This is a genomic window from Acidocella aquatica, from assembly GCF_030160635.1.
GTDB lineage: Bacteria > Pseudomonadota > Alphaproteobacteria > Acetobacterales > Acetobacteraceae > Acidocella > Acidocella aquatica.
Map to the genome: position 1 here is coordinate 1 of NZ_BSOS01000001.1, position 12312 is coordinate 12312.

The 12312-nt window shown below is 58.8% G+C and carries 15 protein-coding genes and 1 pseudogene; 5 read left to right on the forward strand and 11 right to left on the reverse strand.

Annotated elements, in window-relative coordinates:
• Positions 1-17 precede the first annotated feature (17 nt).
• From QQJ84_RS00005 to QQJ84_RS00035, 7 genes are all read right to left on the reverse strand, one after another.
• Entirely contained in the window at positions 18-185 is a 168-nt protein-coding gene (locus QQJ84_RS00005; protein ID WP_284255822.1) for a DUF3363 domain-containing protein, read from the reverse strand.
• A 636-nt stretch (positions 186-821) separates the two neighbouring features.
• Complete coding sequence (locus tag QQJ84_RS00010; RefSeq protein ID WP_284255823.1) at positions 822-1595, reverse strand: RES family NAD+ phosphorylase; 774 nt, start codon at positions 1593-1595, stop codon at positions 822-824.
• Positions 1555-1935 (reverse strand): antitoxin Xre/MbcA/ParS toxin-binding domain-containing protein, encoded by a 381-nt coding sequence (locus QQJ84_RS00015; protein ID WP_284255824.1) that lies wholly within the window; start codon positions 1933-1935, stop codon positions 1555-1557. The genes QQJ84_RS00010 and QQJ84_RS00015 overlap by 41 nt, the downstream gene beginning before the upstream one ends.
• 627 nt (positions 1936-2562) lie before the next feature.
• Positions 2563-3363: a segregation and condensation protein A gene (locus QQJ84_RS00020; protein WP_284255825.1), complete on the reverse strand. Its 801-nt coding sequence runs from the start codon at positions 3361-3363 to the stop codon at positions 2563-2565.
• Positions 3356-4033: a hypothetical protein gene (locus QQJ84_RS00025; protein ID WP_284255826.1), complete on the reverse strand. Its 678-nt coding sequence runs from the start codon at positions 4031-4033 to the stop codon at positions 3356-3358. The genes QQJ84_RS00020 and QQJ84_RS00025 overlap by 8 nt, the downstream gene beginning before the upstream one ends.
• 3 nt (positions 4034-4036) lie before the next feature.
• Positions 4037-5101, reverse strand: a complete 1065-nt coding sequence (locus tag QQJ84_RS00030; protein ID WP_284255827.1) for a site-specific integrase — start codon at positions 5099-5101, stop codon at positions 4037-4039.
• A 30-nt stretch (positions 5102-5131) separates the two neighbouring features.
• Positions 5132-5749: a DUF7706 family protein gene (locus QQJ84_RS00035; RefSeq protein WP_284255828.1), complete on the reverse strand. Its 618-nt coding sequence runs from the start codon at positions 5747-5749 to the stop codon at positions 5132-5134.
• A gap of 266 nt (positions 5750-6015) precedes the next feature.
• On the opposite strand from QQJ84_RS00035, the gene QQJ84_RS19390 reads away from it, so the two are divergent.
• On the forward strand, positions 6016-6300 hold the full coding sequence (locus tag QQJ84_RS19390) for a helix-turn-helix domain-containing protein (protein ID WP_408861577.1): 285 nt from the start codon (positions 6016-6018) through the stop codon (positions 6298-6300).
• On the opposite strand, the gene QQJ84_RS00040 is transcribed toward QQJ84_RS19390, so the two are convergent.
• The 3 genes from QQJ84_RS00040 to QQJ84_RS00050 are packed head-to-tail and all read right to left on the reverse strand — an operon-like array spanning position 6232 to position 7959.
• Positions 6232-6948 carry a nuclease-related domain-containing protein gene (locus QQJ84_RS00040; protein WP_284255829.1) on the reverse strand — a complete coding sequence of 239 codons (717 nt, stop codon included), beginning with the start codon at positions 6946-6948 and terminating at the stop codon, positions 6232-6234. The two genes, QQJ84_RS19390 and QQJ84_RS00040, sit on opposite strands and share 69 nt — an antisense overlap.
• Before the next feature lie 4 nt (positions 6949-6952).
• Positions 6953-7273 (reverse strand): hypothetical protein, encoded by a 321-nt coding sequence (locus QQJ84_RS00045; RefSeq protein WP_284255830.1) that lies wholly within the window; start codon positions 7271-7273, stop codon positions 6953-6955.
• Positions 7273-7959, reverse strand: a complete 687-nt coding sequence (locus QQJ84_RS00050) for a ParA family protein (protein WP_284255831.1) — start codon at positions 7957-7959, stop codon at positions 7273-7275. Before QQJ84_RS00050 ends, QQJ84_RS00045 begins: the two co-directional genes overlap by 1 nt.
• Positions 7960-8787: 828 nt before the next feature.
• Between QQJ84_RS00050 and QQJ84_RS00055 the strand changes: the two genes are divergently transcribed.
• The 3 genes from QQJ84_RS00055 (at position 8788) to QQJ84_RS00065 (ending at position 9627) form a co-directional block, all read left to right on the forward strand.
• A complete protein-coding gene (locus tag QQJ84_RS00055; protein WP_284255832.1) occupies positions 8788-9006 on the forward strand; it encodes an antitoxin in 219 nt (72 codons plus the stop codon).
• Positions 9003-9329: a type II toxin-antitoxin system PemK/MazF family toxin gene (locus tag QQJ84_RS00060; RefSeq protein ID WP_284255833.1), complete on the forward strand. Its 327-nt coding sequence runs from the start codon at positions 9003-9005 to the stop codon at positions 9327-9329. Before QQJ84_RS00055 ends, QQJ84_RS00060 begins: the two co-directional genes overlap by 4 nt.
• An 82-nt stretch (positions 9330-9411) precedes the next feature.
• A complete protein-coding gene (locus tag QQJ84_RS00065) occupies positions 9412-9627 on the forward strand; it encodes a hypothetical protein (RefSeq protein ID WP_284255834.1) in 216 nt (71 codons plus the stop codon).
• Between the two features lie 385 nt (positions 9628-10012).
• Here the strand turns inward: QQJ84_RS00065 and QQJ84_RS00070 are convergent, their stop codons facing one another.
• On the reverse strand, positions 10013-10951 hold the full coding sequence (locus QQJ84_RS00070; protein WP_284255835.1) for a replication protein RepA: 939 nt from the start codon (positions 10949-10951) through the stop codon (positions 10013-10015).
• A gap of 465 nt (positions 10952-11416) precedes the next feature.
• Here QQJ84_RS00070 and QQJ84_RS00075 point away from each other — a divergent pair.
• Positions 11417-12312, forward strand: a pseudogene (locus QQJ84_RS00075) (IS3 family transposase); the annotation flags it as partial.

Genomic DNA, 12312 nt, shown 5'->3' on the forward strand with positions numbered 1-12312 from the left:
TGCCTCAAAACGGGGAATCATATTCCATATCTTCCGGGAAGAAGGGCCGTCGAGCACCGCTTACGGCTAAAACTCCACTCGATGCCGCCATCGTCGCGACGGACGCCGCTGATGTGTTGGTCGAGACGCCTCTCCAAGACGGGCTGCCAGAGTACGAGTTGAAAGCCGAGCCCGTCCTCGATCATCAGCAGTTCCGGCCTGCGCAGGCCGCGTATGATCAGATCATTCCGAACGACCAACCGGATCTGACCGAGCGGCCTCAAGCACCGTCTGATCGTCAAGGGTTATGTAAGTCCGACCGGCGTCCCCCCTTTTTCGGACGAGTGTGGTCTTGCCGGCCAGGCGCGGTCCCACGATGAGCACCCCGGTGGCCGAAAGGGCTTCCTCGGCCCGCCGCGCCACAAATCGCTCGAACCTACCGCCCCTGCTCCCGGGCAATCGGGGCGTCAACCTCGGCCAATTGGCAGACCATAGCCCGCTGATTGGAGGTAATCGGGCCGCGTTTCGCCTGGCCGACACCGACTTATATCAGCCTCGCCACCTCTCCTATGCATCCAGCTCAGAATGCCACCGCAGCGGCCTGCGCCAAACATCGGCCCCGGCGCATTGCCTCACCAAAAGTGTTCCACGCTGTTGAGTTGCCTCACGTGATTTGCTCCCCACGGAATTCATCTGAGGGGTGTAGTGATGAGGAATTTGAGCATGGTGATGCGAAAGGAGTTGGTGGCGGCGACGAGCGGTCGGTAGCCAACATAGTCAAATGGTGCCGGAAAGATTACCGGGACGGGCTCCTAGGTGAACCGTGAGTCGTTACCGATCTCTCAATCACTTGGCCTGTCCCACACCATGCCAGCCAGACGAGGATCATCATTGAAAGTATCGGGTGGAAATTCGAGTCGCAGGGGCGGGTATTCGCAAATAGCTTGCACACCGAAATGGCCTATACGGATGCGCCAGGTCTGGCGTTTGTTCGGCTCCCGGCTGCGAAACGCCCGGCAGGTCAGAACGGCAAGATTATGACCACGTGCTGGATCGCGCACGGAGCCATAGCGGATGAGCCCTACGCCGATTTCATGCGCAGTTTCCGCGAGACTCTGGCAGGGCCGATAATCCGTCAGCTGCGTCCAGAGGGCCGCGTCACGTGCCAATGCCCCGGTGGTCAGGTCGATTGACGTGTTCGTTAACAGGTCGACCGCAATGGCTGTGTATTCGGCTGCATTGTCGGGAAAAGGCGTTAACGGGCTCTCGGCAAAAAAAAGAAAGCGGTAGAACACCATCTCAGCCGCCGCTGTCGCGGGCTGTTCCGCACCGTACCAGATGCCCGGGGTCATCCCTGACCGCCTGAACCTCGAGCCGTGCGGATAGGGGCGGTAACGAAAAGGCGTCGACAGCAGATAGTCGAGTTGCCGGCACTCCTCTGGCAGAGGGGGCTTGGTCGCCTCGAGAATGCTTTCAAGCATCTCCTGCTCACCGAGGCTATCTACGAGTTTGAGCGTCGAAACGCGGTGCTGCGCTTCAACAAGCCGCCACGCCTCATCCTCAAACGGAAGAACTTCAAAGCGGAGCGCGTCGGGCGTCCAGGTATGTGACGACATCCGCCAGTCCTTGCACAGAGGTAATCCGCTCGATCGGTTTGGCGCCGACGGCTGAGTTCGGCGCATTCAGCCAGGCGCGCGCCACCTCTTCGTCACCGCCGATGATGGCGTCCAGCGAGCGAAACGCCCGAACCAGTAGAGCAGCAAGTTCGAAAGATTTCGTATGCTCGGCCAAAGTGGCTTCGCCCTTCCTTAAGCGAGAAATCTGCGCTTCGGAGACGCCAATAATTTCAGCCAACTGGCGTCCGTGAATGCCAAGACGTTCGGCAGCACGAATGGCAGCTTTCGTTAGAACGACACCAGGAGCCAACGATGCGGCCTGTCTATGAGTCTTTATCATATCGAAAAACCCTTCCCGGAGAAAGTATAGACCGAAAAAATTCCATGGGAAAGAAAAAACTGAGACCTTCCGGCGGGGGGAGGCACACCCGGCTTCCTTGGTCAGGCTTCATACTAAGCCCGGGAGAAAGACGGACACGACGAAAAAACGGTCGTGAAATTTTGCAACTTCATGGTCTAGAATCCTCAGTGTCTTCCGCCGGCTGCCCAGCCTGGCGGGTACAGCTTACCACATTATCCAGATGACTCATCGCCTCCTCCAGGGCGGCATAATCGAAATGGCGGCGCTCAAAGTGCGACAACGGGGCGGATACGGCTATTAGCGGTTCCGCTATTGCCTCATCTTCGTCTGCCCGTGGCCGGCCGCGGCGCAAGCCTCGTGGCCGATAGGGCGGGTGAACGGCATCCCGCAATGGCGCCAGCCCCGCGTGACCGGCGGCGTCTAGGAAGTTTATCGTCGACGCTGATAAACTTCCTAGACACTGCCCCTCGCTCCAGCTCATTTGCGCCCAATGGTCCATTGCGGCGCGGCTGGCGCGGGAACCTTCGCACCACCGAATTGGGCCGGGAACCCGCAAATGATGAAAGCCGCGCCAAATTGCCTCACGCCCGCCGCAGCTTCGCGCCGTCATGCGGCACCGCGCAGGTTAATTTCCGCGAAATTCCCGCTCTGCTCGGCCCGCAAAGCCTGCTGCCGCGCCAGCTCCAGACTGGCGGCAAAAGTGCTGGCCAGCGCGACCCGCAGCTTCATCGTCCGGCCGGCCTCCTCCCGGCCGATTGCCGGCAGATAGCCCGTGAGCGGGCCGCCTTCGGGATGCGCCGCCAGCAAGGTTCGCACGCGCTCGATGGCTTGCGGTATCCGCCAGAAATCGGGAACCTCGACACGATAGACGTCGGCCGGCTCGAATGTCTCGTCGCCAGGTCTTCCCCGCAAAACGACGAGGCACGCCTCCATCAAGGCGACGTAGCCGCTTTCATGGACCTCTTTCAGCCGCGGCCGGGCAAAAACATCGAGCCCCAATTGCGGCCGGCGCGCGAGCCATTGTCCGGCGGCGCGCATCCGCGCCAGCTCGTCGAGGCGGTCGATTTCGTATTCAGCTTCACGCTCGGCGTCCGTCGCCTGTTCCGGGCTGACGGGGAAGAGCAGCCTGGTCCGCAACAGCACAAGCCGGGTCGCCAGCACCAGCCAGTCGGCGCGCCGCTCGATCGCCACATGCGCCGCCATCTCCTGCAGCGCCGCGACGAATTGCTCGGCCAGGTCGAGGATCGACATTCTTCCCAGATCGATCAGTTGCCGTTCGGCCAGATCGAGCAGGAGGTCCATCGGCCCGTCGAAGCCGTCGAGATGCAGGACCGGGATTGACGGCGCCAGCTGGCGCCGTTCCGCTGGCGCGTCGTCCCAGGCATCGTCGTCGATGGGCTTATCCACCCTCATAATCCGGCGTGACCGAAAAAATCAGTTCTGGAAAACGCTGCCGGAGTGCCGCGATCGCCGGCCAGGGCGTCCAGTCCGCCGACCAGAATTCGATGGTAACCTGTTCTTTTTTGCCCCGCAGCTTTTTGCAGCCGGCCGCAACGAGGCGGATTTTGCGGAGCGCCATGACCACCCCCCAATGCGCGCGCAGCCAGGCATGGGCGTTTTTGTGATCCGGACCGAGATCGAGGATCTCGGCCGGGATGGGGATCAGGGCGTGCAGATCGAGCGGGCAAAGCCGGCTGACGCCTGCCAGGGCCCGGACTTTCCCCTGATGCTGAAACACGGCCTCGCGCAGCTCGCGGGCCAGGATCCGCGCCGCCGCCGGCCGCAAGCCTTGCGAGCCATCCGGCGGATTGACCAGCGCCAGATAGCGGTCGTCCTCTTCGTAATCCAGATCAGGATAGGCCCAGTGAATGCCGCCCGGCCCAGCGGCGGCGGCGGTAAATTCCGCCACCTGGATTGCTGGTCCGGCGACACGCAATTCATGCCGCAGCCAGTCCGTATGCGGCAGCGCCAGCACGTCGCTGGCAGGTTCGAGTGTGGCATGGGAACCCGCATCTTCCGGATGCCCTGCCCTGCTTTTGCCGTTTCGAACTGGGCTTTCGGAAGGACGGGATTTCATGGCTCAGAGATTCAGGAGTTTGGTCGGGCTGGCAGCGACGGTTTTGGCGCGGTTACGGTAGCGGCGGGTCGTCTCGATGCTCTTTTGCCTGGCATGCGCCATGACCTGCTCGTCCAGGGCACCGTTAAGATAGGCTTCGGTGATGTAGCCGGCGCGCATGCCATGCGGCGAGAGGCGTTCGCCATCCTCGACCGTCAGTTCGGCTTGCGCGGCCCGCCGGCGCAGCACGCGCCAGACCCCGTTGCCGGTCAACCTGCCCTCGATGGCGCCGGCGGCTGTCAGGCGCCGGAACACCGGACCATAGGTGATGGCGCCGGCTTTCAGCCAGGCCCGCATTGCCGCCACCGGGCAAGTTTCGGGACGCGAGCCGCTGCCGATCAGCACAACTGCCCCCTCCCCTTCCTGGTCGGCCTTGGACCGGCGAATTTTGAGCTTGATGCCGTCATGGGAAATTTTGAGATCCTCGACATCGAGCGCCACCAGCTCCGAGCGCCGCAACCCGCCGGCAAAGCAGGTCAGCAGCAAAGCCCGGTCGCGCAAATCCGCCAGGCTGGGTTCGGCGCCCTTTTTGGGAGCGCAAACCCGCAGCAATTTGATAATTTCGGCGGAGGCAAGCGCCGCGGCAGGCCGAATTGGGCGCTGCTGCTGGCGCAGAATGCTCCGCATCACGGTCGAGATCGTCGGATCGGCCGAGGTCCAGTTATGGCCGGAGCGGCGGTGATAAAAGGCAATCGCTGCCAGGATCAGCCGAAGCCCGCTGCGCCCCATCTTTTCTGAGCGTTCGGAAAGGTAGGAGGCCACCACGACCGGGTGCGCCGGCAGCGCCGGGGCTTTCCGCGCCGCACACCAAGCCCGAAAGGCGTTCCAATCGTCCGCGTAAATCTTTTCCGTCGTCTCGGAGACCGAATGCCGCGAGAATTCAACGGCTTTCACGACGGCTTCTGCCATCAACCCATCGGCCAGATAGGCCAGTTCAGGTGGCAGAGCTTCGCGCGCCTGCGCCATCAGCCGGCGGGCCGCGCGCTCGGATGCCTCCCGCTCAATGACCGCCAGCCTTGTCTCAGCCAAGGCGGCCTCGCTGACGTTTAAATATTGGCCTCATCGCGGCGCATAGCCCGCTTCAGCAAGCGCATCGCGCCGGGCGATGACCGCGTCCTCCGCCTGCTCTGCCTCTTCCGGCGTGACGAGGTTCAGGTCATTCTTGCCCAGCGATCGCCGGCCCAGGCGTTTGACCAGCTGCGCCAGGCCATGCGCCTTGTCATCGGTCAGGTTCAGGGGGAGCGTGACTTTTTCCATGGGTTTCTGCTCCCTAAAGAGCCGTGTGGATGTGGTTTTTGGCGGTCGACTGGGTACCGCCGCCTTTCCCGGCGCCCTGCCTGTCGCGCCTTTTAGATTGTGCAACACCGCGTCGGCCGAAATCAAAGGGTTGCGTGTGCCCCCATTGATGAGAATGCCGCCTGGATCGCGCGCATTTGCCGCTTGATTGATGCGACTCATGTTCGCGATCTTGCCAGTGGCCGTTGGATCAAAAGCCCATTGTTTTAATGGCTTATGCTGCACGCGGCACCGCTTTACGTCGCCGCTGGCGCAAAAATTCTCGTCAATTGGGGTGCAAAAAACGGGTTCGCAGGCATCGTGGCTCTGAGTCGCACCAATCAAAGAAGCGCGTGGGCGTGCGCCGCCGATAAAACATTGAAATTGCACGGCTCTCATCATACCGGGACTCTGGCACATTCGCCGCAATTAAGGCAAGATGTATCTCTCATGGGATCTAGGCACGGTAATACCCCATTACCGTGCCTAGAAATGCCGGAATTCGGGCATAAAACCGAGTAAAAACAACGAAAATCCGCGCCTCCTCGCCATCCTGGCCGGCTCTGTGGCACGCGTTAAGCGGGATTATCGCGTGTAGGTGGCACCTCCGACAGAAAATGTCCGTTCAAAGGGGCTTATAAATGGAACTGAGTTCTATATAAAGACCTATGCGCACGCCCCGGCACACTGAATTCGTCACGTTATTGGCTGAAGCCGACGTCAGCCAGGCCGCTTTCGCCCGGCTCGCCGGCGTCACCGCCCGGCAGGTCAACAACTGGTGTCGCGGCCGCGCCGCCGTGCCCCGCTGGGCCGCCCTGCTCGCCCTCGCCCTGCGCGAACTCTCCGCTGAGGCGCTCACGATCATATTCGAAGAGGCCTTGGGCTCAGCCGGACAGCAACCGCTGCACGGTGAAGGCGGCGCAAACCAGGGAGACGGCGCTCCCTACCCATAGCGCGCGCACCGGATCAAAACGCCGGCCCGTTCTCATCCAGCGTATATGCCGGACTGCAAGGGTTTTCTGGCCCCATGCGGCTTTCCGCCGGGTCAGCTCACGAAAAGCCCTCTCTATGCGGCCAGTCGGCGCTCCGGGCGGCCCCAAGTGCGCTGGCAAGCCCGGAAGCGCCAGGACCCGCGCGACCAGCTCTGGTGGCACGGTGAGAAATCCCGCGGACACCACGAGCGGCGTGACCGGGACGCCGGTCATCGCACTGATGACCTCGGCGTGCGTCTGATTCTGAAACAGCGGGTTATAGACTGTGATTGCGCCCCGGCTGCGTGGCCTGCGCAAGGTCCAGGTCTGGCCCCCTGCCCTGCCCTCAATCTCCCCGTGCCAGGTTTTCGTCTCGATCACGAAAAGCCGGTCCTTGCCGCACACCACATGGTCGATTTGATGGGTTCCACCGCCATGCTGCACGATTAAATCCGTGAGCACGGTGTAGCCCGCCTTATCCAGCAGCCGCGCCACCCGTTTTTCCCCGGATGCTCCATGACGTAATGCACGGTCTTCGACGTGTTTTTTAGCACGCCCAAACCACAGCGCCCCGCCGCTACATATCAGGTAGGAGATAAAACATCCCGCCAAAATAGGGATATCGTGCATGCCTCTAAATTTTAGCCCTATTCATCAGTTCTTCGATCCCCTCCCAATAGCTCAGCCTATTCTGATCACAAAATTGAATGAAGCGTTCGGCGATGTCTTCAGGTACACGCGTGTTGATTGTGATGGTTGGCCCCACCGCTTTCCGTCGCCGAGGTATCAGGCGTGCGCCTGGCTCTCGGCTCGTAAAGCCCGCCCGCCTCCCCGCCTCATCAATTTCCGCCAACGGCGCTGACTGCACTGGCTCGGCGCTTGGCTTGATACCTGCGAGTTTTGCCAGCGTGCTATTCTCTTTTTTCGGCGCAAATCCGAACGCATCATCTGCCATTATGCCGCCTCCGTGGTGGCCGTGTCTGCGGTCAAAATATCAACTAATTCAGCGACTAAAGCCTGGGCGTTTTCCAATGCCTCGGGCAGCCCATTGACTTGTGCCGGGTCCAACTCATGCAAGGCCAGACGGCGCACAAAAATCGCCTTATACGCCTGTCGCTCGTGCAGCGCCGTTTTCAGGATCGGCAATTCCGCATTTCGTAAACTTGCAAGAATTTCTTTCTCAATTCTTGTTTTAATGAGCTGGCTGGTGCGTGTTAGCACGACCCGGAACGGGATAACTCGCCCGCCTAGGGCCTCCTCCTCCTCGTGGATGAGTGCGACAGCCCTACTCGCCTGCCGGGCATCAACACCGCTTGCCTGCAAGGGTATCAAGACAAGATCAGCCTGAGTGATGGCACGGGAGACAAGGCGACTTGCCGTCCCTTCCAAATCCACGAAAACAAATTGTTGCCGAGCTTTTTCAGCCTGAATTTGCCGGATAATGGCACTCTCGGACGTATCGCCGATGACGGTCAGGTTAAGCGACGACGGTCCTGATCGCCAATCGACAATGGGCCGGTTCGGGTCTGCGTCGATGACCGTCACGCTCGCGCCCATGTGCGCAAGGGTTTGCGCAATAACCAGCGTGGCGGTGCTCTTCCCTGCCCCGCCTTTCGGGTTCGCCGTCACGATTACGGGCATTAATCACTCCTTTTGCAACCGGTAGCGTGCAACTGCACACAGCGCCATCGGTAGCATGCAGTAGCACGGCATGCAACCAAATGCGCGTGGTAGCATTCCATGCAATCAGTTGCACCCGCAGACCTGTGCAAGCTATCGCACGCTACCGGTTGCATGCTTTCTACCTCGCGCATGCAGATGCACGCACATGGGTGCGCGAGCATAAAACGGGCGTATCCTCCTAAATAACACCTTGAATCAACGGATATCTTTAACGGACTGCTGCCATTTTCGTTGTCCGCTTGTACATCGGTACCAGGATGCTTGCCCGCACCGGCGCCATGACATTAGATGCGATTACAGCCAGTCCTGCAGGCTTGAGCCTAAGCCGGATGTTTGTCCGCCGCAATTCGGCCCTTGTCGGGCGCTCGGAAGACATTAGGTCCGCGCTTTGCGCCAACACTTCTTTGCATGCTACCGATTGCATGCCTCGCTACCACCTGCATGCAACTGCAATCATTGCGACACAATGGGCCCGCTGAGGTGCCTCTGAAAAAACTTGCCGGGCGCCCGTGGTGGGGCAGGGCAGGGGGCATCACAGGCGAATCGCATTTCAACGGTAGATTGGGGCTTGCGCGGCTTCGAGGCGATTGATTCTACCGGCTGGGGTGCATTACGGCCCGAAATAACGAAACCTCGGCTTGCCCATCTTGCTGCCACCGCGAGGGATGGCAGCAGGATGGCGTAGCCGTATTGGCTTGCCCGGAAAGACGATATGGGTTATATATTTATATAATTTATGAGGTGGACATGCATACGACAAATTTGCGTAGGGTAGGGGGTTCGGTCATGTTGGCGGTACCGCCAGCACTCCTTGAGATTCTGCACCTACAAGCTGGGGCCACGGTTGGCGTATCTGTCGATGGCGACCACCTGGTTGTGTCGCCCCAGCTCCGCCCGCGCTACACGCTTGCTGAACTCCTGGCGGCATCGGATTATTCCCAGCCGCAACCGCCGGAAGAACGGGAATGGGTTGATGCCCCGGCAGTGGGCCGCGAGAGTCTATGAAGCGCGGCGATATTTATATGGTGACATTGGACCCTACGGAGGGCCGTGAGCAACAGGGGTATCGCCCCGTTCTCATCGTGTCTCCGGCTGAGTTCAATAATGCAACAAAATTACCTGTGATTTTACCCATTACCAATGGCGGCGAGTTTGCCCGGCGCATTGGCTTCGCCGTGCCGATCACGGGCATTAAAACCACCGGAGTCGTGCGTTGTGACCAACCGCGGGTTTTGGATTTACAAGCTCGGAACGGTCGAAAAGTAGACACGCTCCCGCCCGCGATTTTGGATGACGTTCTTGCCAGACTTGTTTCGATTTTTGAGTAAAAATGCGGTTGTATAGCGGGCATATGGTGATGTGGCAGCGGCGACCGTGGTGCTTGCCGCGATTTAAGGAAGGGGAAGGGCAATGGCAATGGAGAAGCAATCCCGTAGCGCGGTCATGGCCTCGATCCATGAAACGGCGGAAGGCCTGCACAATGCCGCCGTGATGGATAAGCCGACCATGCGCAAGTTTGAGGATGCCTGTTTGACGCCGGTGCGCCCACTCTCGGCGGAAGAAATTCGGGAGCTGCGTGAGCGGGGAGGAACGAGCTCGGCTTTCTTTGACACCCGCTGCATATAAAGTCCCCACCCCTGGCGAGCAAACGAGATCACCTGCATATAAAGTCCTCGATTTGACCAGAAACTCCCGGAGACGGCTTCAATGTGGACATTTTTACCAAAAATGGAGACCAATTTTCCCGAAACGCGGGAGACTCGGGTCCGAATCGGCTGCCTAAAAACGCCAATTGCATATAAAGTCCTCACCACGACAGGCGACTTAGAAGTATTTTATATTTAAAATCAAAGGGTTGTTTTTTGCCTTTAAGACTTAGGGCAAGAGGACTTTACCTGCACCGCCTGGCCGAATTGATCGGGGGAGGGGACTTTATGTGCAGCACTACGTCAGATTAAGCCAGCTTAAAATGCAAAAGGGGTCTACGGATACAGAGGGCGCTGACCGGACGCTAAACCAGCTTGAGGCGCTTCGCCCATGGATGGGTTTTGGGGACGGGGCTCTCGCTGGGGTTCAAGATCAGGCCGTTTTCATTGATCTCGACGTTCGCTTCCGGATAGGCCGCCAGGGCGAGCTGCAAGGGGTTTTTGAAGCCTTGCTTGAAAATCCGCTTGGACGCACTGCCGGCACCAAATTGATGATACAGGCTAGCCCAGGATACCGGCGTCGGGCGTTCCAGCACATGCAGACGGTAGCTGAGGAAGATATAGAGATCGAGCGCCGTGGAGCGCCCTGAGAGCTGCTTGATTGCCGATTCGCGTAGGGGCAGGGGATGGTCGGTCAACGATTTGAAGAAGGTTTCGTCGAGTTCGACTGTATCTTGCATAAAGCGCATCTGACGCTCGTCAGTGTTGTCGAAAATCACAGCATTTTTTACGAAAGAGCCCTTGCTAATTACAGTGTCTTTTTCGCGCTTATTGAAGAATGTCAGATTGCAGAGACTGATTTTCATCGACTGTTCGCGCAACATCGAGAAGGATTTCCCGCCGGGCGCGATTCCCATGCGCCGCATAAAGGCTCTCATCGATGAGCCTAGCTCGACGATGCGGGAGTTGTTGGCCACGGCTTCCGTGGAAAGATGGATCAGAATCAGGCGGGCGATCGAGCCATAGGGGAGGCCAACGGGCTGTTTATTCGCGCCGAAACCCGATTCGACGTGCAGCTTAATCTCGCCGTTTTGGCCGCCGACCCTCTCCCAAACCAATTCTTTAGTATTCCGGTGCGGCAGGGCGGTCAGGGCAAAACCAGAATGAAGGAGATTGAGGTCAAAACGGTCGTCTTGCATGACCGCAACCGCAGTATCGAGGCACTGGCGGTCAAGCTTGGACGAGGATAGCGTCCTGGCGGTATCAACACCGTAGTCTAGGATCAGTTGATGGACCTCAGCCACGCCTCTTTTCTCCTGAGCAGCCTTACTGCTTCTGTTTCTCCACAAACCCGGTTTCTGGATTTTGTGCAACGAGGACTTTATATGCACAAGCTATTTGAAGAATATTAGATTCTTTAATTATTAGTGTTCCGCAGATAAAGTCCCCGGGAAAACCCGGTTCGACTCGGGTTTTTGCAGATAAAGTCCTCAATCTTGCATTAAAAGTCCCCGCAACGATTGTGGAAAAAGAGGACCGGAAATAGGCGTGCATATAAAGTCCTCGGGGGTATTTTGAAAATGGAAAGGCCCGAGTCGGATTGGGTCACCTGCCAAGCTGAACCATGGGGTCTTTAGTGTCGATTGCTTGGGCGTGGGTTAGCTCAAGTAGGTTGTCCAGTTCGTCGATGAGAAGCCATGGTAATCCCCCCTGCCGTTAAGGGGATTGATAAGTAGAATTTTCTCGGCACATTGCACGAGGAGATTTACATGAAGCAGTCGAGATATAGCGAACCCCAGATCCTTGCGATTTTGCGCCAGGCTGAAGGGGGTGTGTCCGTGTCTGAACTGTGCCGGGAACACGGCATGAGCGATGCGTCCTTTTACAAATGGCGCGCCAAATATGGTGGCATGGACGCGTCGATGGTGTCGCAGATGAAGGCGATCGAGGACGAGAACCGGCGTCTGAAGAAGATGTTTGCGGAATTGAGCATGCAGAACGAGCTGCTGAAAGAGGCTCTTGGAAAAAAATAGAACGGCCATCTCAACGCCGTGAGATGGCCGAGGCGGCGGTGGCGAGGCGGGGTGTCAGCATTGCGTTGGCCTGCCGGACGTTTGAGGTGAGCGAGACGTGTTATCGCTATGCGCCGAAGCTGGTCGGTGAGAATGAGGAGATTGCTGATCTTCTGGTGGGGCTGACGCAGGCGCGGCGGAATTGGGGTTTTGGTCTATGCTTTTTGTATTTACGCAATGTGCAGGGGCGCCGGTGGAACCATAAGCGCGTCTACCGCATCTATCGGGAGCTGGAGTTGAACCTGCGGATCAAGCCGCGCAAACGGCTGCGCCGGGACAAGCCTGACGCCCTGACCGTGCCAGAAGCGCCGAATGTCTCGTGGTCGATGGACTTCATGGCGGACCGGCTGGAGGATGGCCGGGCGTTCCGGTTGCTGAATGTGCTGGACGACTTCAATCGCGAAGGGTTAGGCATTGAGGTGGATTTTTCATTGCCGGCCGAGCGCGTGATCCGCAGCCTGAACCGGATCATCGAATGGCGGGGCAAGCCTGTGAGCATTCGTGTTGACAACGGCCCTGAATATATTAGCGGCAAGTTGTTGGCGTGGGCGGAAAAGTTGAAGATCAGCATCTGCCATATTCAGCCCGGTAAG